The organism is Kitasatospora purpeofusca, assembly GCF_042691725.1.
Taxonomy (GTDB): Bacteria; Actinomycetota; Actinomycetes; order Streptomycetales; family Streptomycetaceae; genus Kitasatospora; species Kitasatospora purpeofusca_B.
Map to the genome: position 1 here is coordinate 1,484,728 of NZ_CP170483.1, position 22,008 is coordinate 1,506,735.

The window sequence follows — 22,008 nt, forward strand, 5'->3', positions numbered from 1 at the left end:
CGGGCGGGCACGACCGGAGGTCCAGTGGGTCTCCACCGGGGGACGGGAGGCTGCGCTTCTCCACCGTCACCACCGTCTCCCCGGAGGGAAGTGCCGCCGTGAAGGAACATTCCGACCTGACCGAGGTGTGCCGGCTGGCCTCGGCGCACGCGCAGCGCGCCGAGCGCGAGTACCGGCTGGTCCCCGAGGTCGCCGAGGCCGTCCGGGACGCCGGGTTCGCCCGGCACTTCGTCCCCGCCGCGTGGGGCGGCGACGAGGGCGGCTTCGGCACCTGCCTCGACGCTGTCGCCGAACTCGCCCGGCACGACCCGTCGGCCGCCTGGTGCGCGTCGATCGCCGCGACCCTCGGCCGGATGGCCGGGTTCCTGCCCGAGGAGGGCCGCCGCGCCCTGTGGGCGGACGGCCCGGACGCGCTGGTGGCCGGGGCGCTGGTGCCCGCCGGAACGGCCGTCGCCGAGGACGGCGGCTGGCGGCTCGGCGGCCGCTGGTCCTACGTCAGCGGCATCGACTCCTCCGACGCCGCGCTGCTCGCCTGCCTCGTGCCGGTGCCCGGCGGCGGTCCGGACGAGCGGGAGGCGCGGTTCCTGCTGGTGCCCCGCTCCGCCTACCGGGTCGAGGAGACCTGGCGGACCCTCGGCATGCGCGGGACCGGCAGCCACACACTGGTCCTGGACCCGGTGCACGTCCCCGCCGGGCACACCTTCACGACCGGTGAGCTGCTGGCCGGCCGGCCCGCCGACGCGGCGCCCGCGCCGCTCACCGTCGCGCTGCGCGACGTCAGCGGGCTGACCTTCGCCGGTCCGGTGCTGGGCGCGGTCCGGGGCGCGCTCGACGCGTACGGCGCCGCCGCGACCCGCCGCAAGCCCTCGGCGACGGCCGAGTCCGCGCTCGCACGGGCCGCCGCCACCACCGACGCCGCCGCGCTGCTGCTGGACCGGGCCGCCGGGGACGCCGACCGGGGCGTCCGGGGCGAGTGGCACGGCGCCCGGGCGCAGCGCGACCAGGCGGCCGCCACGGAGTTGCTGCTGGCCGCGGTGAACGGGCTGGCGGGGACGGCCGGGACCGGTGCGCTGCAGGAGGAGGCGCCCTTCCAGCGGTTCTGGCGGGACGCCACCACCGGTGCCACCCACGCCGTCCTGCAGTGGGAGCCGGCTGCGCACCGGTTCGCGGCCGCCGAGCTCGCCGGACGCCGGGCGGACTGACCCCCCGGGCGCGTGGAAGGGGCTGCGGGCCGATGCCCGCAGCCCCTTCCGCCGCCGGCCGGCGGCCGGTCAGCCGGCCGGTTCGTCGGTGACGGTGTAGCCGCCGATGCTCAGCTCGGCGCCCTGGCCGAAGAGCCGGCTGCTCTCCAGGCTCTCCTCGTCGACGAAGGCCTGCTCGTGCGGCTCGCCGGCGTCGGGGCGGAAGTAGGTGGTCGCCCGGGAGAGCCGGACCAGGCCGCGTCCGGTGGGCCAGGAGCCGTCCAGCAGGCTCAGCATGCCCATCCCGAAGCTGAGCTGGCGCGGCTCGACCACCGTCAGCTCGCCGCCCTCGTCGAGGGTGAGCGTCTCGCGGGCGAGCGGCAGGCCGATCCGGTCCACCCGCAGCACCTCCTCGTCCTCCAGCAGCCAGCGGACCACGCCGGCGGCGCGGTCGTAGGAGATCCGCACCCGGTGGCGGTCGCCCGGGGTGCGGTCGAGCAGCGGCACGGTGCAGGCGAAGGAGCCGTACCGGCCGAGCAGGCGGCGGGCGAAGTTGGTCCGCCCGTAGAAGGCGTACAGCCGCCGGTTGGTCAGGATGAAGTCGAAGGCGACCGAGGTCTCCGGGTCGATGGTGTTCAGCATGGCGCCGGCCAGCCGCAGGTCGTCCTCGGGGTCGTGGACGGCGTCGCCGAACGGGTGGCCGGCGGTGCCGTAGGTGCGGCCGGAGACGGTGGCGGAGACGGACAGCACCCGGCCGGGGACGGCGTCGAAGCCCTGGAAGCCGGAGGCGGCGGTGCGGTTGACGTAGGCGATCCACTTGGCGTGGTCGGCGAAGCCGGGCACCACCCCGGCCTGTCCGCGCTCGCTGGGCACCGTCCGGGTGTAGGCGGGCTCGCCGGTCTCCGGGTGGCGGCCCCGGGAGGCCAGGTGCAGGCCGTCCTCGGTGACGGTGAGGTCGGCGTCGTCGGCGACCAGCTCGGGCGTGGCCCGGACGAAGCGCCAACGGGCGTCCGGCCCGGTGGCGGACAGGCCGTCCCGGAAGTCGTCCCGGAAGAGCACGGCGGAGCCGGCCGCGGGGGTGTCGGTCGCTGCGGTGTCCGGGGTACGGGCGGGCGGGTTCATCGCGGCTCCTCGGGTCGGGCGGTCGGTGCGGCCGGGACGAGCAGGAGGTCGACGACCTCGGCGAAGGAGCCGACGACCGGGTCCGCTCCGGCGGCGGTCAGTTCGGCGGCGGTCGCCGCGCCGTACGAGACGCCGATGACACGCATGCCGGCGGCGCGGCCCATGCCGACGTCGGCGACGCCGTCGCCGACCACCACGCAGGAGCCGGCCGGCAGGCCGAGGCGCTCGGCGGCGTACCGGGCCATCGCCGGGTGCGGCTTGCCGTGGTCGACGCTGTCGTGGCCGGCCACCACGGTGAAGGCGTCGGCGGCGCCCATCAGGGCGAGGATCTTCTCGGCGGCGCCGCGCGGCTTGGAGGTGGCGACCGCGAGCCGCAGCCCGGCCGCGGTGAGCCGGCGCAGGCCCTCGGGCACGCCCGGGTAGCAGAGGGCGGCGCCGGCGCCCGTCAGGTGGGCGCGGAAGCGGGCCTGGTAGTCGGCGGCGGCCCCGGCCACCTCGGGGCCGTCGGCCGGCCGGCCGAGCAGCCGGGCGAGGCTGGGCTCCAGCGGCAGGCCGACGGTCGCGCGCAGCTCGTCCGGGTCGGGGCGCACCCCGCGTTCGGCCAGGACGGCGGTGAGCAGGGTGGTGATGGCCCCCGGGGTGTCGGCGAGGGTGCCGTCGAGGTCGAACAGGACGCCGGCCGGCGCGCCGCCCGTCATGCCTGCTCCCCCGCCGGCCACCCGGCCCCGGCCAGGGCGGAGAGCGCGACCGACAGCTCGCCGGCCAGCGTGGCGGTGCTCAGCAGCAGGGAGCGGCCGGCCTTCGCGGTGCGGCCCTCGGTGGCCCGGGAGACCGCCTTCATCAGGAACGGGCTGACGGCGTTGCCGCTGACCCCGGCGGCGTCCGCCTCGGCGAGCGCCCGCTCGATCGCGGTCTCCACCACGACCGCGTCCAGCGCGTCCTCCTCCGCCACCGGCGTGGTGAGCAGGACCGTGCCGCCGCCGTTGACCTCCCAGTGCGCCCGGACGGTGCGCGCGGCCTGGCGGACGTCGTCCACCCGGTGGACCGGAACGTCGGTGGCGCGCGCGTAGAAGGCGGGCAGCCGGTCGGTGCCGTAGCCGAGCACCGGCACGCCGGCGGTCTCCAGGTACTCGGCGGTGAGCCGGGCGTCCAGGATGCTCTTGGCGCCGCCGCAGACGACGGTGATCCGGGTGCGGGTGAACTGGAGCAGGTCCGGCGAGATGTCGAAGGTCTGCTGCGCGCGGCGGTGCACGCCGCCGATCCCGGCGGTGGCGAAGACCGGGATTCCCGCCCGTTCGGCGATCACGATGGTGCCGGCCACCGTGGTGGCGCCGGCGCCGCCGCCGGCCAGCACCGGGCCGATGTCCCGGGCGCTGACCTTGGGCACGCCGGGGGTGGTGCGCAGCCGCTCGATCTGGTCGGCGTCGATGCCGACGAGCAGCCGGCCGTCGAGGATGCCGATGGTGGCGGGCACGGCGCCGCCGTCCCGGACCGCCTTCTCGATGGCGAGGGCGGCGTCGACGGACGGCGCGTTGGTGATGAGCGAGGACTCGAGCGCGACCACCGGCCGCCGCTCGGCCAGGGCGGTGCCGACTTCCTCGGTGATGGCGAGGAGCTGGTCCACGGCCATCGCCTCCTTTCTGGGCAGGGCTGGTCATCGTGGGTGTCCGCAGCCTGGCCGGGGCGGCTGGAGCAGTGGTCGAGCGGGCGTGGAGGGGGCGGTTCGACCGGTACTCGAGCGGGCGTGGACAGAGTGTGCGGCGCACCGCCCGCGGCCCTCTCGGCCGTTCCTCGGTGCTCAGTGATCCGATGCGCAGGGAGACGCGATGAACGGGAAAGTGAAGGCGGCGATCGGCGTCGCGATGACCGTGGCCAGCGTGGCCGGGGCCGGCGGGACCGCCGTCGCGGACACCGGCGCGGACACCGCCGACCGGCGGTCCGGTCAGGTCCTCTTCCACGACGAGTTCCGCGGCGGCTTCGACACCACCCAGACCTGGCAGCTGGGTTCGTCGAAGACCGCGACCGGCCAGACGCTGCCGCAGGGCGACGGCGTGATCACCGCGGGGCGCCGCGGCATCACCGTGGTGCCGACCGGCACCAACCCGGTGACCGGCCGGCCGGCCTTCGCCGCGACGACCGACCAGAACGCGACCGGCTTCGGCGGCGGCACCGGTGACCACCTCAAGTGGGTGGCGCAGCCGCGGCGTTCCTCCGCCAACGGTGTGCCGGTCCCGGACACCGGCGCGCTGGTCTGCTCCAGCAAGCTGTCCGTCCAGGCCGACTACGTCGACCACCATCCGTTCGGCAGCACGGTCGCCGACCCGCAGACCGATCCGCGGCTGGCCAGCGCGACGCTGATCTCGGTCGACCACACCACCCACACGGTGGCCAACCTGACGGTCACCAACGGCGAGATCCACGCGGTGTACGAGCGGCTGCCGATCCCCGGCAGCACGTACGCCGCGTACCACTTCTCCGTCCCGGTCGCCAAGCGCACCCCGGGCCGGACCGACACCCTGGAGATCAAGTTCGACCAGGGCGGACAGCGGGTCACCTGGCTGGTGAACGGCAAGGACGTGCTGTCCACCGACCGGATCGGCACGCCGGCCTTCGACCGCAAGTACCTGCGGCTGGACCACGGCGGCACGCCGGAGCAGGTCCGGGCGACCTCGGTGCAGTGCGGCCTGGGTACCGGCAACCTGCTGGACGGCGGCGGCGGCGTGAAGGACCGGGACAAGCGCGGCCTGGTCCGCCTCGACAGGGCGGAGGACTTCTACTACAAGCCGTCGCAGGGCGCGCCGGCCCAGCAGAGCTTCCTGGACGACAGCAGCCTGGAGCGCAACCGGCTCTGGGGCCAGGGCGTGACGCTGAACGTGCGCTCGTTCGACATGCGGTACGTGAAGTAGCGGGACGTGAAGTAGCCGACGGCGGCGGCCGGAAGGGGCCGCGGACCTCCTGGTCCGCGGCCCCTTCCGCGCGTCCTCGACGGTGTGCGGGCACGCGGACGGCCGGGGCCCGCCGGGAGGTACCGGCGGGCCCCGGCCGTCGGCCGGTGTGCGGTGTCAGCGCGCGGCGCTGCCGTAGAGGTCGTCGGCGACGGCGCGGCGGACCGTGGTGCGCCGGTCGTCGACGAGTTCCCACTGGTCGCCGTAGATCAGCCGGACCATCGCGGGGAAGCGCAGGAAGGCGTGCGGGAATCCGGCCGGCACCGCGCTGACCCGCTCCAGCGCGGCCAGTTGCTCGCCGTCGAGGGTCAGTTCGGCGGCGGCGAGGTTCTGCCGCAACTGCTCCTCGGAGGTGGCGCCGACCAGCGGGATCACCGTGCCGGGGCGCGAGCGCAGCCAGGCCAGCGCGACCTGCGCGGGCGGGCGGCCGACCGCCTCGGCGACGGCGAGCACCTCGCGGACGACGTCGTCGCCCTCGCCGCGGGCCCGGCCCCAGGCGACGGTGTCCAGCCGCCCGGTGCCGCCGGTCAGGTACTTCCCGGTGAGCCGGCCGTCGGCCAGCGGCCCCCAGGCGAGCACCGGGAGGTCGAAGGTGTGCGCCATCGGCAGGAGTTCGCGCTCGGCGGTGCGGTCGAGGAGGTTGTAGTGCAGCTGGAGGCCGACGAAGGCGGACCAGCCGCGCAGTTCGGCGAGGGTGTTGGCCTGGGCGACCTCCCAGGCGGGCCAGTCGGAGACACCGATGTGGAGCACCTTCCCGGCGCGGACGACGTCCTCCAGGGCGCGCATCACCTCGGGCACCGGGGTCAGGGTGTCCCGGGCGTGCACCCAGAGCAGGTCCAGGTGGTCGGTGCGCAGCCGGCGCAGGCTCGCCTCCAGCGAGGTGACGAGGTTCTTGCGGTGGTTGCCGGCCGAGTTGAGGTCCCCCGGCCGGGTCTGCATCGTGTACTTGGTGGTCAGCACGAAACGGTCGCGGCGACCGGCGAGGAGTTCGCCGAGCAGCGACTCGGCGGTGCCGTTGCCGTACTCGTTGGCGGTGTCGATCAGGTTTCCGCCGGCATCGGCGTACAGGTCGAGCAGGCGGCCGGGGACCTCGGGGGGCAGTTTCCAGTCGGTGCCGAAGGTCATGGTGCCGAGGGCGAGTTCGGAGACCCTCAGGCCCGACTTGCCGAGCAGCGTGTAGCGCATGTCAGCACGCTCCGTGGTTCGGGGGCCCCGGCCAGCCCGGGGCCCGGTCAGGATGGACGGGGCACGTCCAGCGCCGGGAGCAGGTGCTCCTCCTCGTAGGCGAAGTGCTCCTCCAGGCCGTTGATCGCCCGGTCGAGCTCCGCCCGGAGTTCGGCGACGTCGCCGCCCTCGGCCGCGAGAGCGCGCTCCAGCACCTCCTCCAGGCGGGCGAGCGCCTGCTCGACCACCTTGTGCTCCTCGCGCAGCCGGGTGATGGCGGGCGCGAGGTGCGGGAACTGCTGCTCGAAGGCGGTGAAGGAGCCGTCCTCGCGGGTGTGGTGCATCTGCAGTCCGTAGCAGAACGTGAGGCAGCGGCGGTGCAGTTGCCGGGTCAGGTCGGCGGCCGGACGGTCGGCACCCCCGCCGTCGAGCGCGGCCTCGACGGCGGCGCGGAGCTCGGCGAGCTCGGTGCGCAGCTCGTTGTGGTGGATGATCAGCTGACGGCCGATCATCTTGTTGCGCTCGTTGTCGGTGGAGAGGTCCAGCGGGTGCAGGGCGACCACCGGGATGACCCGGGTGGTCTTCTCCTGGTACTCGCGGAAGGCCGGGCTGATGGTGCTCTGCAGCTCGTACAGCCGGTCGCGCTCCTCGCCCTCCAGGACGACGGCGCGGGTGGCGAAGGGCTTCACGCGCCCCTCGTCGGTGCCGATCTCCAGGGTGACCTGGGGCGAGGCGACCAGGTTGTGGAACCAGTCGGGGTGCTCCGGGTTGCCGAGGTTGGAGGCGAACACCAGGTAGCGTCCGCCGTCGCGCAGGTAGATCGCGGGGTTGGTGTGCGGCTTGCCCGTACGGCGGCCGGCGGTGGTGAGCACCACCATCGGGGCGCCTTCGAACATGCCCCCCACCTTCCCGTTGTTCTCCCGGAACTCCTTGATGATCCGTTCGTTCCAGCTCATGAGGGCACTCCCATCGTTTGCTTTGAAAGCAAAGGTAAGCTAACGGGGCCGTCGCTGCCTGTCAACACCCGGCCGCGCCGTCACGCGTTCCCGCGCACCGTCAGCTCACGCACCCTCAACTCGGCTCCGGCCCCGAACAGTCGGCTCTCCGGGCGGCTGTGCTCGTCGACGAAGGCCTGCGCCACCGGGGCGCCGGCCCGCACGTCGGCGTAGAAGCCGGGCTCGGCGTCCAGCCGCACCAGCCCGCGCCCGTCCGGGCCCGCACCGTCCAGCAGCGTCAGAACCGCGAGCCCGGCGGCCGCCCCGCCCAGCCGCACCGGCTCGCCCGGCTCGCCACCGTGGTCCAGCAGCAGGTGCCGGCGCCCCGGCAGCCGGTGGCCGATCCGGTCCACCGCGAGCACCTCGGCGCCGTCCAGCAGCCAGGTCACCCGGCTGCCGGAACGATCCACCCGGACGGCGCAGTGGTGCCAGGACCCGGGCGTCCGCTCGGCCACCGGCACGGCGTGGCTGAACGCGGCGGGACGCGGGGCGTGCGGATCGGCGCCGGGCGGCGGCGGCAGGCACTCGTACAGCGCGTACACCCGGGTGTCGGTGAGCAGGAAGTCGAAGACCGTCCGGCTCACCGGGTCGAGAACCACCAGGCCCGCCGCCGCCAGCCGAAGGTCCGCCGCCGGGTCGGCCACCGCCGCGCCGAACGGGTGCCCCCCGGTGCCCGGGAAGCGCGCCGCCAGCACCGCCCCGACCGTCAGCGCGCCCCCGGCCGGCAGGTCGAACCCCGGCAGCGCGGAACGGGCGGTGTGCCGCACCAGGGCCGTCCACTTCAGGTGGTCGCCGCGGCCACCGCCGGGCGCGTCCGGGGCGCGGGTGGCCGTGAAGACCGGCTCGCCGGTGGCCCGGTCGGTGCCCGAGGAGCGCACCGCCAGGCCGTCCGCCGAGGCCGCGGCGACCCCGTCACCGCCGGCCTGCCAGAGCGCCCCGGTGTCGAACCCGGCGCGGAAGTCGTCGTGGAAGAGCACATCCGTCACACCGTCACCCTCGCGGCGGGGCCAGGATTCTGGCTTGAGTCCCGGTCCACCCCGGGTCAAGGCGCCCCCCGCACGCTCCCGACGACGACCAGCGGCCGACGGCCGACGACCCACCGGAGACGACCATGACCGAGCACCGCCGGACCGTGCTGCTGCTGCCCGGCCAGGGCGCCCAACGCGAACGCATGGCCGCCGGCCTGTACGGCGGCGAACCGGTCTTCACCGAGCACCTGGACCGGTCGTTCGCCGCCCTCGGCGCCCGCGGCGAGCAGCTGCGGCGGGCCTGGCTGCGGCCCGCCCCCGACCCGGCCATGGACGACGCCGCGACCGCCCAGCCGCTGCTGCTGGCCGTCGGCCACGCGCTCGGCCGGGCCGTCGAGGCCGCCGCCGGCCGGCCCGCGCTGCTGCTCGGGCACAGCGTCGGCGAGCTGGCCGCCGCGGCCCTCGCCGACGTCTTCCCCGCCGACCGGCTGTCCGTCCTCGTCGACGCCCGCAGCGGCGACCTCGGCCCGGGCACCCGCGGCGGCATGCTCGCCGTCGCCGCGGCCCCCGCCGACCTGCCGCCCCGGCTCGGCCCCGGCGTCGCCCTCGCGGCCGTCAACGGCCCCCGGCAGACCGTCCTCGCCGGCCCGTCCGCCGCCCTCGGCGCCACCGCTGAGCGGCTGCGCGCGGCCGGCCGCACCGTCCGCGCCCTGCGCTCCGCCCACGCCTTCCACTCCCCCGCCCTGGCCTCCACCGCCCACCGCTTCGGCACCGCGCTCGCCGGACTCGGCCCGCAGCCGCCGCGCACCCCCGTGCTCTCCGCGTGCACCGCCGCCGAGGTCCGCCCCGAGGAGGCCCGCGACCCGCGGTTCTGGGCCGGCCAACTCGCGCTCCCGGTCCGCTGGTGGCCCGCGCTGTCCGCCCTGCTCGACCGCTCCGGCACCAGCCCCGGTCTGCTCCTGCTGGACGCCAGCCCCGACCGCAGCCTCTCCACCCCCGCCCGTCACCACCCCGCCGTCCGCTCCGGCGCCACCGTCATCGCCCCCCTCCTCGCCGCCCCCCTGCGCACCGGCACCCCCGCCGACCTCACCGCCTTCCACGCCGCCCTCGCCCAGGTGCCCCGGACCGCCTGAGCCCGGACCGCCCGAGCCCGGGCCGGGGGCCCGCGTCCGGAGCCGGGCCGGCGACCGGTGCTCCAGCGGGGGTGGAGGGGGGCTCCAGAGCGGGGCCGGAGGGTGGGGGGTATGACAGCTGAGCCGTATCGGGAGAGCGTGCTCTGGTCGGTGGTGCTGCCGGTGCGGCCCTTCGGGGTGGCGAAGCAGCGGCTGGCCCGGCACAGCGGACGTCACCATGCCGAGCTGGCGCACGCGTTCTTCCTGGACACCCTGCGGGCCGTACGGGCCACGCCCGGGGTCGGGCTGGTCCTGGTGGTGACCGACGACCCGCTGGCCGCCCGGCAGGCGCACACACTGGGCGCGGCGGCGGCGCCCGAGGGACGGCACGCCGGGCCGGACGCGGCCGCCCTGGCGGGGGCCGCCACGCTCGCCCCGGACAGCCCGGTGGCCGTGCTCGCCTCCGACCTGCCCACCCTGCGGCCCGAGGAGCTGGCCGAGCTGCTGGCGCGGGCGCGGCGCCACCGCCGGGCCCGGGTCGCCGACCACACCGGCGCCGGCACCACCGCGGTGACCGCGCTGCGGGCCGCCGAGCTGGTCCCGTCCTTCGCCCGGGCGGCCGGCGCCGGGGAGCCGGCGCTGGCCGCCGGACCCGGTCTGCGGCTGGACGTCGACACCCCGGCCGACCTCGCCCGGGCCCGCGCCCGGGGGCTGGGGCTGTTCTCCGCCGCCGTCCTCGACACCTGGGTCCGCCCGCCGGCCGCCCGCGCCCGCCGCACGGGTGCACCGGTCTGACGCACCGCCACCGCGCCCCGGGCACGCGAACGGCCCCGGCCTTCCCCGGCCGGGGCCGTTCGCACGCGGGCGGGCGTCAGGCGTAGCACTCGGGCAGACGTCCGCCGTTGTGTTCGACCATCTCCCCGAAGATCCGCACCACGTCCAGGGCGGCGCCCTCCGCCGCTCCGGTCAGCTCGGCGAAGGCGCGGTGCAGGTTGCCGACCACCCGTTCGCCGTCCAGCCAGTGCGGGAAGGGGCCGGGGCCCGCGTCCCGGGCGGTCTCCAGCGGGGTCAGCCCGGCGGCGAGGCCCGCCTCGGCGGTGCTCAGCAGCCACTCCAGGTAGCCGGCCGTCTCGTCCAGCAGCTCCGGTCCGGCGACCGGACCGTGGCCGGGGACGACCGTCCGGGGGGCGAGTTCGCGCAGCCGGTCCAGGGTGCGCAGGGTGCCGCGCACCGAGCCCATCAGCAGGAACGGCGTGCAGCCGGAGAGCAGCACGTCCCCGGCGAACAGCACGCCGTCCTGCGGCAGCCAGACCAGGGTGTCCCCGGTGGTGTGCGCGGGCCCGAAGTGCAGGAGCTCGACGGGCCGTTCGCCGACGTGCACGGTCAGCCGGTCCCGGTAGGTGAGGTGCGGCAGCCGCACCTCGACGCGGCCCCAGTCCACGGCCGGCCACAGCCCGGTGAGGCCGAGGCCGGCCTCGGCCATCTCGCGGCGGGCGTTCTCGTGGGCGACCAGGGCCGCCTGCGGCGCCGCGACCCCGGCGCCGAAGACGTGGTCGCCGTGGAAGTGGGTGAGCACCAGCAGCCGGGGCGGCACGGCGGTCAGGCCGGTCAGGGTGGCGCGCAGCCGGCGGGCCCGCCGTTCGGTCGCGGCGGTGTCGACGAGCAGGCTCTCGCCGCCGCCGAGCACCACGCCCGCGTTGCTGAGGCACCAGCCGCCGGGGTCCTGGACGTGGGCGAAGACCCCGTCGGCGACCTCCTGGAGGCGGATCCGGTCGGCGTCCGGGACGCCGCCGTGCGGGGCGGCCGGCCCGGTCATCGGGCCGCCCCGGAGGCGGGGGCCGCGGTGCCCTCGACGAAGGAGCGCGCCCACTCCAGGGTGCGCAGGCTGTTGCCGCCGAGCGCCGCCCGCACCCGTGCGCGCACGGCCGCGAGGTCCGGGTCGGGCCCGAACAGCCGGGGCAGGGCCGCCGCGTCGAGCGCCACCCGGTGCACGGCGGTGACGGCGGTCCCGGCGCCGTGCGGGGTGAGGATCCACGCGCCGCTGTGGCCGAGCAGTCCGGCCGGCGGGGTGGTCTGCTTGTAGACGATCCGCCGGTGCGGGAAGCAGAGCCGCACCGAGCGGGTCCGGTGCTCCGAGCCGTCCTCGGCGCGGGTGTCCATGGTCAGCCGCTGGACCTCGGCCCCGCCGGTGACCGGCGTCGCGGCGGCGGTCTCCAGGTCGACGGCCGCCACGTGCGGCAGCCGGTCCGGCCACAGGTCGGCCCGGTGCAGGACGTCGTACACCGCCTCGGGCGGACCGGCCACCTCCACCCGGTCCTCGAAGGAGAACACCAGCTCCTCCAGCGGTTCCGGGCGTTCGGCCCAGGAGCGGACGGCGCCGATCTCCTGCCCGCTGTTGCCGTCCAGCGCCCGGGCGATCCGCTCGGACTGCTCGGGCGCCCCGACGGTGGCCCACTCGTGCCCGAGCACCAGCCGGGTGGTGCGCTCGCCGTCGACGCCGGGCGCGAACTCCCAGTGGCCGCCCATCCAGGTGACCGGGGGGCTCGGGGCCTCCTGGCGGAAGTCGATCCGCAGCCGTTCGCGGTCGAGGGTGCGCAGCGACGTCCAGCTGCGCACCTCCTCGCCGACGACGGCCCACAGCCGGATCCGTTCGGAGTCGAGGTCGGACTCCAGCACGTCGGCGGCGACGCAGGGCGGGAAGAGCAGCGGCCAGCGGGTGACGTCGGCGATCAGCCGGAACGCCCGGTCGGCGGGGGCCCGGAGGTCGGCGGTGTGCTCGGCGGTGCGGCGCAGCGGTGTCGCCGGTGCGGGGGGTGGTGCGGGCGGTGGCGTGGTCATGGGTCTCTCCGTCGCAGGGGTCGTTCCGTGGTCGGGGCTGCTAGTAATTACCCAGGCCGCCGCAGATGTTGAGCGCCTGGGCGGTGATCGGGGCGGCCTCGTCGCTGACCAGGTAGCCGACGAAGGCGGCGACCTCGGCGGGCTCGGTGTAGCGGCCCAGCGGGATCTTGGCGAGGAACCGCTCCAGGACCTCCTGTTCGGTGACGCCCCACAGGGCGGCGAAGCCCTGGCGCACGCCCTCCGCCATCGGGGTCTCGACGTAGCCGGGGCAGACCGCGTTGACGGTGATGCCGCTCTTGGCGAGCTCCAGGCCGAGCGCCTTGGTGAACCCGACCACGCCGTGCTTGGACGCCGAGTACGGCGCCCCGTAGAGCACGCCCTGCTTGCCGCCGGTGGAGGCGATGCTGACGATCCGCCCGCTCGCGCGCTCGCGCATCCGGCCGGTGGTGAGCACCTCCCGGGTGATGAGGAAGACGCTGTTCAGATTGGTGTCGATGACGTCGTACCAGGTCTCGTCGGGCAGGTCGGCGGTGACCCCGCCACCGCCCCGGCCGGCGTTGTTCACCAGCACCTCCACCGGGCCGTACCGCTCGACGGCGGCCGCGACCCAGCCCCGCACCTCGTCGCGCGAGCGCACGTCGCAGGCGGCGCCGTCCGCCGTCAGGCCCTGCGCACGCAGCTCCTCGACGGTGGCGGCGACCTGCTCGGCGTCCCGGGCGGCGAGGAAGACGGGGTGGCCGCGGCGGGCCAGGGTCTCGACGACGGCCCGGCCGATGCCCCGGGTGGCCCCGGTGACCAGGGCCGCTCCGCGCTGTTGCTCCGCCATGGCGGCGCTCCTCTCTCGAACTCGGATGGGTGGGCGTTCGCTCAGGCCGCTTCGGCCATCGCGCTGTTCACCAGGTCGAGCAGCTGACGCGGGGTCTCCACGGTCGCCACCACGTCGTCCGCGAGGTCGGTGCCGTAGCGGCGGGTGATCACCGCGGCCGTCTCCAGCAGGGCCAGCGAGTCGTAGCCGAGGTCGGTGAACGGCAGATCCAGGGCCTCGGGGTCGATCCGGGTCTGCTCGTCCTCGCCCGCGCACTCGGCGAGGATGCCGCGCAGGTCGTCGAAGGTCAGGCGGCTCATGGCCGGTCCTCCCGGGTGGTGTCGGGGTCGGGTTGGCGGGTCGTCCGGGGGGCGTCCGGGCCGGGGGCGGGCCGGACGGCGGGCCGGGTGTCCGGGCCGGGGGCGCGCACCACGAGGGCGGAGTTGAAGCCGCCGTGGCCGCGGGCCAGCACCAGCGCGGCCCGCACCCGGGCCGGGCGCGGTTCGCCGCGCACCAGGTCGAGCCGGTGGCCGGGCACCGGCCGGGTGATCCGCGCGGCCGGCAGCACGCCGTCGCGGATCGCCAGCAGGGCGGCGGCGGTGTCCAGCGGCGGCCCGCCCCCGGTGAGCCGCCCGGTGAGGGTCTTCGGCACGCTCACCGGGACGCCGTACGGGCCGAACAGCGCCTCGACGGCCGCCGCCTCGGCGTCGTCGCGCTCGCGGACGCCGGCCGCGTCGGCGAACACCACGTCGATGTCCCCGGCGGCGAGGCCGGCGTCGGCGAGCGCGAGCCGGGCGGCCCGTTCCAGCCCGGGCGGGCGGCCCGAGCCTGGCGCCGGGTCGAAGGTCGCCGCGTAGCCGGCGATCTCGCCGTACACCTGGCGGGCCCCGCGCGCGGCGGCGGCCGTGCCGCTCTCCACGATCAGGACGGCGCCGCCCTCGCCGGGCACGTGGCCGGCGGCCTCGGTGTCGAACGGCAGGTACGCCCGCTCCGGGTCGGCGACCAGGGAGACCCCGCCGCCGGACAGGTGGGCGACCAGCCCCCAGGGATCGAAGGCGGACTCCACCCCGCCGCTGACCACCAGCGCGCCGCCCCGGCGCAGGGTGCGCCGGGCGTGGCCGAGCGCGTCCAGGCCGCCGGCCTGGTCGGCCACCAGGACGCTGCTCGGGCCGCGCATGCCGTGCCGGATCGAGATCTGGCCGGTGTTGGCGGCGTAGAACCAGGCGAACGACTCGTAGACGCTGACGTGCTGCGGGCCCTTGGTCCACAGCTTGCGGGCCTCGCGGTGGGTGAACTCGAAACCGCCGGTGGCGTTGGAGGTCACCACGCCCATCCCGTACTCGGGCAGCGCGGCCGGGTCGGCCCCGGAGTCGGCGAGCGCCCAGTCGGCGGCGGCGACCGCGAGCCGGGTGACCCGGTCGGTCTGCGGCAGCAGCCGGCCGGGCAGGTGCGCGGCGGCGTCGAAGTCGGGGATCAGCCCGGCCAGCCGCACCGGGTACCGGGAGGCGTCGTAGCGGGTGATCGGGCGGATCCCGCTCTCGCCGCGCAGGGTCGCCGCCCACCAGGCCTCGGTGCCCAGGCCGTTGGGCGCGGCCACGCCGATGCCGGTGACCACGGCGGTGTCCGGCGTGCTCGCGCCGTCGGCCGGCCGGTCGGTCGCGACGGCCGCTCGGGTGTCGGGGCCGCTCATGCCGCGTCCGCCCGGGTCAGCACCATCGCGCTCTGGAAGCCGCCGAAGCCGCTGCCGACCGACACCACGGTGTCCAGCCGGGCCTCCCGGGCCTCGTTGGGCACGTAGTCGAGGTCGCACTCGGGGTCGCGCTCGTGCAGGTTGGCGGTGGGCGGGACGGCCCCGTACTCCATCGCCAGCGCGCAGGCGGCGATCTCGATCGAGCCGATCGCGCCCAGCGAGTGGCCGACCATCGACTTGATCGAGCTGACCGGCACCCGGTAGGCGTGGTCGCCGAGCGCCAGCTTGAAGGCCATCGTCTCGTGCCGGTCGTTCTGCTTGGTGCCGGAGCCGTGGGCGTTGACGTAGTCGACGGCCTCGGGCGCGCGGCGCGCCTCGGCCAGCGCGAACCGGACCGCCTCGGCCATCTCCCGGCCGTCCTTCTTCAGCCCGGTCATGTGGTAGGCGTTGCAGCGCGTGGCGTACCCCGACAGCAGCCCGTAGACGTGCGCGCCGCGGGCCCGGGCGTGCTCCAGCTCCTCCAGGACGAACATCGCGGCGCCCTCGGCGATCACGAACCCGTCGCGGCCGCGGTCGAAGGGGCGCGAGGCGTGGGCCGGGTCGTCGTTGCGCACCGAGGTGGCGCGCACGGCGTCGAAGCAGGCGACGGCGATCGGCGAGATCGGGGTGTCCGCGGCGCCGGCCAGCATGACGTCCGCGCTGCCCTCGGCGATCAGGTCGCGGGCGTGGCCGACGGCGTCCAGCCCCGAGGTGCAGCCGGTGGAGACCACGGTGGCCGGGCCCTCCGCGCCGGCCGTCCAGGCCACCTCGGCCGCCAGCGAGCTGGGCACGAAGGCGTCGTACAGGTGCGGCGACAGGTACGCGCCGTCGACCTCCCACTTCCGGCCGCTGTCGCTGAGGACCAGGTACTCCTGTTCCAGGGTGGTCGTGCCGCCGACGGCGCTGCCGACGCTGACCCCGACCCGGTGCGGGTCCAGGGCGGCGAACTCCAGCCCGCTGTCGGCGATGCACTCACGGGCGCTGACCACGGCGAACTGGGCCGCCCGGTCGAGCCGGCGGACCTCCCGGGGGGTCAGTCCGTGCAGCGCGGGGTCGAAGTCCACCTCGGCCGCCATCCGCGAGCGGAAGCGGCCGGGGTCGAAGAGCGAGATGGTCCTGGTGGCGGTGCGCCCGGAGACGAGCAGGTCCCAGAACGCCTTGCGGCCGATCCCGCCGGGTGCGACCACCCCGATCCCGGTGATGGCGACGCTTCGGTTCACAGCCGGTCCTCCTTCCTTCCGTCGGCCCTCGACACCGTCAGTTCGCGGCGGGGACGCGGGCGTCGACGTACGCGATGAAGGCGGCCGGCGTCTTCAGGTCGTCGAGGTCCTCGTCGGGGATGGCGACGGCGTAGTCGTCCTGGATCCGCACGGCGATCTCGTAGACCACGATGGAGTCGAAGCCGAGGTCGCCGAACTCGTTGTCGACCGAGGCCGCGTCGAGCTCGCCGCCGTCGGTGCCCTCGAAGCACTTCGCCACGATCTGCTGGAAGTCGGTGAGCGTGAAGCCAGCCATGGGGTTTCCGTTTCCTTCCGTCCGGTGAACACCGCCACCGTCGGCGCCCCGGCTGGGGCTGCGGTCGAGCCGCGCTGGACAGCACCGGGGGCGCACGGCTCCAGCCGGGTTCCAGGGGCCGCCGGGAGGCTGGCCGCGGAGTTCCGACGCGAGCGGCGTGAAGGGGAGTCGACGATGGCCGAGCAGGGGACGGGGCGGGGTGCGGGACGGCCCGGGCGGCCACGGCCGCAGGGGTTGCGGGCGGCGCCGGCGGGCCACAGCCGGCTGCTCGGGGTCGGCGGGTACCGGCCGCACCGGGTGGTCGGCAACGCCGAGCTGGGCCGGATGATCGGGCACCCGGAGGAGTGGATCACCGGCCGCAGCGGCATCGTCGAACGCCGGTTCGCCGGGCCGGACGAGACCCTGGCGGTGATGGGCGCGGCCGCCGCCGAGAAGGCGCTGGCCCGGGCCGGGGTGCGGCCCGCCGACATCGACCTGGTGCTGCTGGCGAGCACCTCCAACATGCTGATGACCCCGCCGACCGCCGTCCGGATCGCCCATGAGCTGGGCGCGCACGGCGCCACCGGGATCGACCTCTCCGCCGCCTGCGCGGGCTTCTGCCACGCGCTGGCGCTGGCCGCCGACTCGATCGGCTCCGGCAGCGCCGGGCACGTCCTGGTGGTGGGCGCCGAGCGGATGACGGACATCGTCGACCCGACGGACGACTCGATGGCCTTCCTGTTCGCCGACGGCGCCGGCGCGGCGGTGGTCGGCCCGGCGGAACGGCCCGGGATCGGGCCGGTGGCACGGGCCGCCAACGGCCGGTTCTTCGACTCGCTGCGGATGTCGCGCGGGTGGGACGCCTACGCCGGCTCGCCCGGCACGACGGAGCGGCCCTGGCTGCGGATGGACGGCCGGCGGGTGTTCCGCTGGGCGATGGAGGAGGTCTGCCCGGGGGCGCGCCGGGCGCTGGACGGCGCCGGGGTGGCGCCCGCGGAGCTGGACGTGTTCGTGCCGCACCAGTCCAACGCCCGGATGATCGACCTGATGGCGCAACGGCTGGGACTCGGCCCGGACACGGCCGTCTCCTACGACGTGGCCCGCACCGGGAACACCTCCTCGGCCTCGGTGCCGCTGGCCCTGGAGGCCCTGCTGGAGGCCGGCGCGACCGGGCCGGGCGACACCGCCCTGCTGGTCGGTTTCGGCGCCGGCCTCAACTACGCGGGCCAGGTCGTCCTGCTGCCCTGACCGCCCGTGGGGTCCGGCGGGTCAGCCTGTGCGGCGGTCCTCGGCGTCGAAGTGGGCGAGGGTGTGGGCGGCGGGGGTGAGGGCGTGGTGGAGGGCGTGGCGGGTGGTGGCGGGGAGGCCGCCGAGGGCCTCGGCGAGTTCGTCGGTGAGGTCGTGGGCGATCTCGGCGGCGACGGCGGCGGGCGGGGTGCGGGGGCCGAGTTTGCTGACGGCGGCGGCCGCCCGGGTGGGGGTGAGCAGGGCGGCGGCCCGGACCAGGAGCCAGGCGGGGACGCCGGCCGCGCCGTCCGGCGGCGGCAGGTAGGGGCGGGCGCCGTCGAAACGTTCGTCCTCGGCGAAGGCGGGCTGCTTGACCTTCAGCAGCGGTCGCGGCCCGGCCTCGGGCGGCCAGGCGCCGGCCGGTTTGAGGACGTAGCCCTCGGCGAGGTTGCCGGGCAGGCCGGGCAGGCCGAGCAGGGCGGGCAGGCGGGTGGGGAAGGTGGCGGGCAGGTCCTGGAGCGTGGTCAGGGCGCCGTGGCCGAGCGCGGGGACGCAGACGAGCCCGGCGGCGGACGCGGCCTCGCGCAGGGCGCGGTCGGCGAGCCAGCGGCGGCCGTCGGCGCCCTCGACGGTGGCGTCGAAGGGCAGCCAGTGCAGGCCGGGCGCGTACCAGACGCCGGTCTGCACCGGCTGGACCCCGTCGGCGGCGGGCACCTCGGGGTGCGGGTAGCCGCCGCCGGCGAGTTCGCCGTAGACGGTCACCACCGCGCCGGGGTCCGCCGCCCCGCGCACCGCCGCCGCGAACCGGGCCGCCGCGACCGCGAGCGCCGGCCAGATCCGGCTGACGCCGAAGAAGTCGTCGAGCGCGTCGTCGCCGAGCAGTTCGCGCCGCTTGGCGGGCCGCACGCCCTCCCGGTCGCAGACGACGGCGAAGTGCGCCCCGTGCACCTTCTCCACCGCGACCCACGCGCGGGCGCCGCAGGCCGCGACGCCTCCGCGGGCCGGGATCTTGGGGTAGGGGTGCAGGGCCCGGTCGACGGTCATGCCACGGATCATCACCGGCCCGCCGCCGCCCGCGCAACGGGATTGCGGGCGGCCCGGGCGCCGGCGCGGGTCAGCCGGCCGTCCGGTGGGCGTCGATCCAGGGGCGCAGCGCGCCGATCCGGGTGTAGACGCCGGCGTTGCCGGGCCGGCCGCAGCCCACGCCCCAGGAGATGACGCCGATCAGGACGCCGCCCTGGACGAGCGGGCCGCCGCTGTCGCCCTGGCAGGCGTCCTTGCCGCCGGCGTCCTCCCCCGCGCAGATCATGCGGTCGGTGACGACGGAGGGCCCGTACTCCTGGCGGCACCCCTCGCGCCTGATCAGCGGGACGGTGACGATGCGGGCGGCCGCGGACAGCTGGCCGTCCTCGGCCGTGGCGCCCCAGCCGGAGGCCTGGGCCCTGCCGGAGGAGGGGTCGTTGCCGGTGGCGGCGAGCGGGAGCGCGGCGATGCCGCTGCCGCCGAGCGGGGTGGCCAGGCGCAGCAGGGCGAGGTCGTTGTCGAGGGTCGCGGAGCTGTAGGAGGGGTGCAGGAGGACGGACGTGACCTTGACCCGCACCCCGCCAAAGGCGTGCTGGAGGCTGCCGGCCCGCACGGTGAGCGCGCCGGCGTCCCCGGCCGCGACGCAGTGGGCGGCGGTGAGGATCGTCGTGGGGTCGAGGACGGTGCCGCCGCAGAAGTGCGAGCCGCGGGCGAGGGAGACGAGGTAGGGGGTCTGGCCGGCGGTCGCCGCGGTGCCGCCGACGATGGCGTGCGCCGGGGCCGCGGCGGTCAGGGCCGCCGCGGCGGCGAGCAGGGTGGTGACGAGGACGACGAGGGTGTGCCTGAGGCGGGTTCGCATGGTCGGTGCTCCGTCTCTGTCGTGGTGGGCCTCCGTTCGCAGGCAAAGGGTAGTGACGGCACGTCAGGCGATGAAGGGAGAAAGAGACAGTCAGATCATCCGACCATCCTGGCGAGGTCCAGGAAGAGCGCCGCGGACCAGCCGAAGCCGGAGGTGGCGCGGGACGCGCGGGCACCGGTCAGCGGGTTCCAGTACTCGTAGAGGCCGCCCGCGTCCCGGACCATGGCGAGGGTGCGCTCGCGCAGCTCGGCGGCCGTCTCCGGGAATCCCGAGCGCTCCAGCCCCTCCACCAGCAGGTAGTTGACGTTCAGCCAGACCGGGCCGCGCCACATCGCCTCCGGGTCGAAGGCGGGGTCGTCGAAGGCCACGGTGGGCACCGGCCGCTCGCCCCAGTAGGCCGGTGAGCGCAGGGTCCGCTCCAGCGCGGCGGCGACCTCGGCGGGCAGCCGGCCGGTGAACAGGGGCATCAGGTCGAGCGCGGTGCGCACGGGCACGGGGGCGCCCGCCGCCAGGGTGGTGAAGCGGGTGCCGTCCCAGCGCCGGTCCACCAGCAGCCGGGCGTGGGCGGCGGCGCGCTCGCGCCAGCGGGCGGCCTCGGCGGGGCGGGCGAGGACGGCCGCGATGTCGGCCAGCCGGTCGGCCTCCAGGACGAGGTAGGAGTTGAGGTCGGGCGGCTCGGCGCGCGGCCCGTAGTCCCAGACCGGGCTGTCGTCGAGCCCGGAGGAGTAGGGGTGCAGGTACTCGGGCAGGCCGTCGCCGTCCGGGTCGGAGGCGGCGAACCACCACGCGTGCGCGCGCACCAGCCGCGGGTAGACGGCGGCGAGGAAGGGGATGTCCGGGTCGGTCTCGTGGACCTTCCAGACGGCCCAGGCGGCCAGGGGCGGTTTGGTGACCGGGACCGGCGCGCGCTCGGGGCGCGCGCCGTTGGCGCTGCCGACGTGCTCGGCGAGGCGGGCGTGGTCGGCGCGCGGCAGATCGGTGGTGTCGGCCAGCACGCCGTGGTCGTGCACCACGTCGGGCAGCCGGCCGTCGGGCAGCTGGTGGTCCAGGAGGAGCAGGATCTGGTCCCGGGCGAGCGCCGGGTCGCCGTGCCGCAGGGCGACGGCGTGGAACAGGGCGTCCCAGTTCCAGACGCCGACGTAGCCGTACTTGGAGGGGACCAGGCCCTCGCGCCCGGCGATCGGCAGCAGGTTGACGGCCAGGGTCCACCAGGCCGTCCGGGCCCGCCCGGCGAGGTCGGGGCGGACGGCCGGCATCCGGGCGAACCAGTCGGCCCAGCGGGCCTCGGCGGCGGCGCGCACGGCGGGGGCGGACCACTCCCCCGGCGGGCCGACCAGGACGTGGCAGCCGTCGAGCGCGAGGCCGCGCGCCGTGCCGTCCGGCAGCCGCCAGGAGGCCCGCGCGCCGTGCCCGGCGAGCACCAGGGTGGCCGGGTCGGCGAACAGCAGCGACACCCCGCCGGCGAAGGCGACCTCGACGGGCGTGGCCGCGACGACCGGCAGCGGGGTGCCGGCGGCGTCGTGCACCAGGAGCCCGGTGAGCTCGGTGGTGGCGGCGAGCGGGGTCTCGTACTCGGCCCGGGCGACGCGCAGGCCCTCGCCCCGGTCCGCTCCCGCGGTGACCAGCAGCCGGGCGCCGCGTTCGGTGAACGGCCGCTCGACGAGGTCGAGTTCCACGCCGTACGCAGGAGATCGGGACATCAGCGGCCTCCCAGGCCCGAGGAGGCCATGCTGTTGAGGATCTTGCGCTGCCCGATCAGGAAGGCGATCAGCATCGGCACCACGGTGATCGCGGAGAGCGCCGCGGTGAGGCCGTAGTCGATGCCGCCGCGCTGGGAGTTGAAGGAGTCGAGCAGCAGCGGGACGGTGAACAGCTCGGAGCTGTTGAGGAACACCAGCGGGAAGAAGTAGCTGTTCCAGCTGGCCAGGAAGACGATGATGCCGAGCGTCCACAGGCCGGGGCGGATGTTCGGCAGGACGATCCGCCAGAAGATCGTCCAGCGGCCGGCGCCGTCGATCCGGGCCGCCTCCTCCAGTTCGACCGGGACGGCCCGGATGAACTGGCGCAGCAGGAACACGGCGAAGGGGTTGGCGACGGCGGGCAGGATCAGCGCCAGGTGCGAGTCGATCAGCTGGAGCTTGGCCAGCATGATGTAGAGCGGCACGATGGTGACCTGCGCCGGGACCATCTGGGTGGCCAGGAAGAGGCCGAACAGCGGCCCGGAGCCGCGGAACGGGATGCGGGCGAAGGCGTAGGCGGCCATCGCGCCGGTGAGCAGGGTGGCGGCGACGGTGATCGCCGCGATGTACATGCTGTTCCAGTAGGCCCGGCCGATCGGCACCCCGCCCAGCACGTCGGGGTAGTTGCGCGTGCGCCAGGGCGAGGGCAGCCAGGCCAGCGGCTCGTTGATCATCTGGCTGACGCCCTTGAAGGAGGTCAGCACCATCCAGACGAACGGGAACAGCATCAGCAGGCCGCCGAGGACGAGCGCGGTGTGCAGGAGGAGCTGCCGGGGGGCGGTGGTGTGGCGGACGGTCATGGCGGCG

22 protein-coding genes are annotated in these 22,008 nt (G+C 76.1%); 5 read left to right on the forward strand and 17 right to left on the reverse strand.

Features of this window, described 5'->3' with window-relative positions; genetic code table 11:
• The first annotated feature begins 98 nt into the window (after window positions 1-98).
• Window positions 99-1,202, forward strand: a complete 1,104-nt coding sequence (locus ACFCLZ_RS05725) for a hydrolase (protein ID WP_380283597.1) — start codon at window positions 99-101, stop codon at window positions 1,200-1,202.
• A gap of 69 nt (window positions 1,203-1,271) precedes the next feature.
• On the opposite strand, the gene ACFCLZ_RS05730 is transcribed toward ACFCLZ_RS05725, so the two are convergent.
• Genes ACFCLZ_RS05730 through ACFCLZ_RS05740 form a run of 3 tightly spaced genes read right to left on the reverse strand, consistent with a single transcriptional unit; the run spans window position 1,272 to window position 3,933 of the window.
• Window positions 1,272-2,303 (reverse strand): DUF6081 family protein, encoded by a 1,032-nt coding sequence (locus ACFCLZ_RS05730; protein ID WP_380283599.1) that lies wholly within the window; start codon window positions 2,301-2,303, stop codon window positions 1,272-1,274.
• Window positions 2,300-3,001: an HAD family hydrolase gene (locus tag ACFCLZ_RS05735; RefSeq protein WP_380283600.1), complete on the reverse strand. Its 702-nt coding sequence runs from the start codon at window positions 2,999-3,001 to the stop codon at window positions 2,300-2,302. The genes ACFCLZ_RS05730 and ACFCLZ_RS05735 overlap by 4 nt, the downstream gene beginning before the upstream one ends.
• Window positions 2,998-3,933 (reverse strand): pseudouridine-5'-phosphate glycosidase, encoded by a 936-nt coding sequence (locus ACFCLZ_RS05740; protein WP_380283602.1) that lies wholly within the window; start codon window positions 3,931-3,933, stop codon window positions 2,998-3,000. Before ACFCLZ_RS05740 ends, ACFCLZ_RS05735 begins: the two co-directional genes overlap by 4 nt.
• Window positions 3,934-4,129: 196 nt before the next feature.
• Between ACFCLZ_RS05740 and ACFCLZ_RS05745 the strand changes: the two genes are divergently transcribed.
• Window positions 4,130-5,209, forward strand: coding sequence for a DUF6081 family protein (locus tag ACFCLZ_RS05745; protein WP_380283604.1), 1,080 nt, complete (start codon window positions 4,130-4,132; stop codon window positions 5,207-5,209).
• Window positions 5,210-5,365: 156 nt separating this feature from the next.
• On the opposite strand, the gene ACFCLZ_RS05750 is transcribed toward ACFCLZ_RS05745, so the two are convergent.
• From ACFCLZ_RS05750 to ACFCLZ_RS05760, 3 genes are all read right to left on the reverse strand, one after another.
• The gene (locus ACFCLZ_RS05750; protein WP_380283605.1) at window positions 5,366-6,433 is read right to left on the reverse strand and encodes an aldo/keto reductase; all 1,068 of its coding nucleotides are present in this window, start codon (window positions 6,431-6,433) and stop codon (window positions 5,366-5,368) included.
• Window positions 6,434-6,480: 47 nt separating this feature from the next.
• Window positions 6,481-7,368 (reverse strand): nitroreductase/quinone reductase family protein, encoded by an 888-nt coding sequence (locus tag ACFCLZ_RS05755; protein WP_380283606.1) that lies wholly within the window; start codon window positions 7,366-7,368, stop codon window positions 6,481-6,483.
• A gap of 80 nt (window positions 7,369-7,448) precedes the next feature.
• Window positions 7,449-8,393, reverse strand: a complete 945-nt coding sequence (locus ACFCLZ_RS05760) for a DUF6081 family protein (RefSeq protein WP_380283607.1) — start codon at window positions 8,391-8,393, stop codon at window positions 7,449-7,451.
• 125 nt (window positions 8,394-8,518) lie between these two features.
• Here ACFCLZ_RS05760 and ACFCLZ_RS05765 point away from each other — a divergent pair, with 125 nt between their 5' ends.
• Both ACFCLZ_RS05765 and ACFCLZ_RS05770 read left to right on the forward strand, forming a co-directional pair.
• Window positions 8,519-9,508: an acyltransferase domain-containing protein gene (locus tag ACFCLZ_RS05765; RefSeq protein WP_380283608.1), complete on the forward strand. Its 990-nt coding sequence runs from the start codon at window positions 8,519-8,521 to the stop codon at window positions 9,506-9,508.
• Between the two features lie 111 nt (window positions 9,509-9,619).
• The gene (locus ACFCLZ_RS05770) at window positions 9,620-10,282 is read left to right on the forward strand and encodes an NTP transferase domain-containing protein (protein WP_380283609.1); all 663 of its coding nucleotides are present in this window, start codon (window positions 9,620-9,622) and stop codon (window positions 10,280-10,282) included.
• Window positions 10,283-10,358: 76 nt separating this feature from the next.
• On the opposite strand, the gene ACFCLZ_RS05775 is transcribed toward ACFCLZ_RS05770, so the two are convergent.
• Genes ACFCLZ_RS05775 through ACFCLZ_RS05805 form a run of 7 tightly spaced genes read right to left on the reverse strand, consistent with a single transcriptional unit; the run spans window position 10,359 to window position 16,374 of the window.
• Complete coding sequence (locus ACFCLZ_RS05775; RefSeq protein ID WP_380283610.1) at window positions 10,359-11,303, reverse strand: MBL fold metallo-hydrolase; 945 nt, start codon at window positions 11,301-11,303, stop codon at window positions 10,359-10,361.
• On the reverse strand, window positions 11,300-12,325 hold the full coding sequence (locus ACFCLZ_RS05780; RefSeq protein ID WP_380283611.1) for an aromatase/cyclase: 1,026 nt from the start codon (window positions 12,323-12,325) through the stop codon (window positions 11,300-11,302). Before ACFCLZ_RS05780 ends, ACFCLZ_RS05775 begins: the two co-directional genes overlap by 4 nt.
• Window positions 12,326-12,365: 40 nt before the next feature.
• Window positions 12,366-13,151 (reverse strand): SDR family NAD(P)-dependent oxidoreductase, encoded by a 786-nt coding sequence (locus tag ACFCLZ_RS05785; protein WP_380283612.1) that lies wholly within the window; start codon window positions 13,149-13,151, stop codon window positions 12,366-12,368.
• A gap of 41 nt (window positions 13,152-13,192) precedes the next feature.
• Window positions 13,193-13,450, reverse strand: coding sequence for an acyl carrier protein (locus ACFCLZ_RS05790; protein ID WP_380283613.1), 258 nt, complete (start codon window positions 13,448-13,450; stop codon window positions 13,193-13,195).
• Complete coding sequence (locus ACFCLZ_RS05795; protein WP_380283614.1) at window positions 13,447-14,820, reverse strand: ketosynthase chain-length factor; 1,374 nt, start codon at window positions 14,818-14,820, stop codon at window positions 13,447-13,449. The genes ACFCLZ_RS05790 and ACFCLZ_RS05795 overlap by 4 nt, the downstream gene beginning before the upstream one ends.
• The gene (locus ACFCLZ_RS05800; RefSeq protein WP_380283615.1) at window positions 14,817-16,079 is read right to left on the reverse strand and encodes a beta-ketoacyl-[acyl-carrier-protein] synthase family protein; all 1,263 of its coding nucleotides are present in this window, start codon (window positions 16,077-16,079) and stop codon (window positions 14,817-14,819) included. The genes ACFCLZ_RS05795 and ACFCLZ_RS05800 overlap by 4 nt, the downstream gene beginning before the upstream one ends.
• A 37-nt stretch (window positions 16,080-16,116) precedes the next feature.
• On the reverse strand, window positions 16,117-16,374 hold the full coding sequence (locus ACFCLZ_RS05805) for an acyl carrier protein (protein ID WP_380283617.1): 258 nt from the start codon (window positions 16,372-16,374) through the stop codon (window positions 16,117-16,119).
• A gap of 174 nt (window positions 16,375-16,548) precedes the next feature.
• Between ACFCLZ_RS05805 and ACFCLZ_RS05810 the strand changes: the two genes are divergently transcribed.
• Window positions 16,549-17,601, forward strand: a complete 1,053-nt coding sequence (locus ACFCLZ_RS05810) for a beta-ketoacyl-ACP synthase 3 (protein ID WP_380283618.1) — start codon at window positions 16,549-16,551, stop codon at window positions 17,599-17,601.
• A 21-nt stretch (window positions 17,602-17,622) separates the two neighbouring features.
• On the opposite strand, the gene ACFCLZ_RS05815 is transcribed toward ACFCLZ_RS05810, so the two are convergent.
• The 4 genes from ACFCLZ_RS05815 to ACFCLZ_RS05830 all read right to left on the reverse strand — a co-directional run bounded on the left by ACFCLZ_RS05815 (window position 17,623) and on the right by ACFCLZ_RS05830 (window position 22,001).
• Window positions 17,623-18,624, reverse strand: coding sequence for an RNA ligase family protein (locus tag ACFCLZ_RS05815; RefSeq protein WP_380283619.1), 1,002 nt, complete (start codon window positions 18,622-18,624; stop codon window positions 17,623-17,625).
• Between the two features lie 70 nt (window positions 18,625-18,694).
• Window positions 18,695-19,462: a serine protease gene (locus ACFCLZ_RS05820; protein WP_380283620.1), complete on the reverse strand. Its 768-nt coding sequence runs from the start codon at window positions 19,460-19,462 to the stop codon at window positions 18,695-18,697.
• Between the two features lie 95 nt (window positions 19,463-19,557).
• Complete coding sequence (locus ACFCLZ_RS05825; protein ID WP_380283621.1) at window positions 19,558-21,162, reverse strand: amylo-alpha-1,6-glucosidase; 1,605 nt, start codon at window positions 21,160-21,162, stop codon at window positions 19,558-19,560.
• On the reverse strand, window positions 21,162-22,001 hold the full coding sequence (locus ACFCLZ_RS05830; protein WP_380283622.1) for a carbohydrate ABC transporter permease: 840 nt from the start codon (window positions 21,999-22,001) through the stop codon (window positions 21,162-21,164). Before ACFCLZ_RS05830 ends, ACFCLZ_RS05825 begins: the two co-directional genes overlap by 1 nt.
• Between the last annotated feature and the right edge of the window lie 7 nt (window positions 22,002-22,008).

What these genes read in the sequence shown, in the direction of transcription:
- ACFCLZ_RS05775 (WP_380283610.1), bottom strand. Translation starts at nt 11,303, where the DNA reads ATGACCGGGCCGGCCGCCCCGCACGGCGGCGTCCCGGACGCCGACCGG.
- ACFCLZ_RS05755 (WP_380283606.1), bottom strand. Translation starts at nt 7,368, where the DNA reads ATGAGCTGGAACGAACGGATCATCAAGGAGTTCCGGGAGAACAACGGG.
- ACFCLZ_RS05730 (WP_380283599.1), bottom strand. Translation starts at nt 2,303, where the DNA reads ATGAACCCGCCCGCCCGTACCCCGGACACCGCAGCGACCGACACCCCC.
- ACFCLZ_RS05735 (WP_380283600.1), bottom strand. Translation starts at nt 3,001, where the DNA reads ATGACGGGCGGCGCGCCGGCCGGCGTCCTGTTCGACCTCGACGGCACC.
- ACFCLZ_RS05745 (WP_380283604.1), top strand. Translation starts at nt 4,130, where the DNA reads ATGAACGGGAAAGTGAAGGCGGCGATCGGCGTCGCGATGACCGTGGCC.
- ACFCLZ_RS05810 (WP_380283618.1), top strand. Translation starts at nt 16,549, where the DNA reads ATGGCCGAGCAGGGGACGGGGCGGGGTGCGGGACGGCCCGGGCGGCCA.
- ACFCLZ_RS05805 (WP_380283617.1), bottom strand. Translation starts at nt 16,374, where the DNA reads ATGGCTGGCTTCACGCTCACCGACTTCCAGCAGATCGTGGCGAAGTGC.
- ACFCLZ_RS05770 (WP_380283609.1), top strand. Translation starts at nt 9,620, where the DNA reads ATGACAGCTGAGCCGTATCGGGAGAGCGTGCTCTGGTCGGTGGTGCTG.
- ACFCLZ_RS05820 (WP_380283620.1), bottom strand. Translation starts at nt 19,462, where the DNA reads ATGCGAACCCGCCTCAGGCACACCCTCGTCGTCCTCGTCACCACCCTG.
- ACFCLZ_RS05785 (WP_380283612.1), bottom strand. Translation starts at nt 13,151, where the DNA reads ATGGCGGAGCAACAGCGCGGAGCGGCCCTGGTCACCGGGGCCACCCGG.
- ACFCLZ_RS05765 (WP_380283608.1), top strand. Translation starts at nt 8,519, where the DNA reads ATGACCGAGCACCGCCGGACCGTGCTGCTGCTGCCCGGCCAGGGCGCC.
- ACFCLZ_RS05795 (WP_380283614.1), bottom strand. Translation starts at nt 14,820, where the DNA reads ATGAGCGGCCCCGACACCCGAGCGGCCGTCGCGACCGACCGGCCGGCC.
- ACFCLZ_RS05825 (WP_380283621.1), bottom strand. Translation starts at nt 21,162, where the DNA reads ATGTCCCGATCTCCTGCGTACGGCGTGGAACTCGACCTCGTCGAGCGG.
- ACFCLZ_RS05830 (WP_380283622.1), bottom strand. Translation starts at nt 22,001, where the DNA reads ATGACCGTCCGCCACACCACCGCCCCCCGGCAGCTCCTCCTGCACACC.
- ACFCLZ_RS05750 (WP_380283605.1), bottom strand. Translation starts at nt 6,433, where the DNA reads ATGCGCTACACGCTGCTCGGCAAGTCGGGCCTGAGGGTCTCCGAACTC.
- ACFCLZ_RS05740 (WP_380283602.1), bottom strand. Translation starts at nt 3,933, where the DNA reads ATGGCCGTGGACCAGCTCCTCGCCATCACCGAGGAAGTCGGCACCGCC.
- ACFCLZ_RS05815 (WP_380283619.1), bottom strand. Translation starts at nt 18,624, where the DNA reads ATGACCGTCGACCGGGCCCTGCACCCCTACCCCAAGATCCCGGCCCGC.
- ACFCLZ_RS05780 (WP_380283611.1), bottom strand. Translation starts at nt 12,325, where the DNA reads ATGACCACGCCACCGCCCGCACCACCCCCCGCACCGGCGACACCGCTG.
- ACFCLZ_RS05790 (WP_380283613.1), bottom strand. Translation starts at nt 13,450, where the DNA reads ATGAGCCGCCTGACCTTCGACGACCTGCGCGGCATCCTCGCCGAGTGC.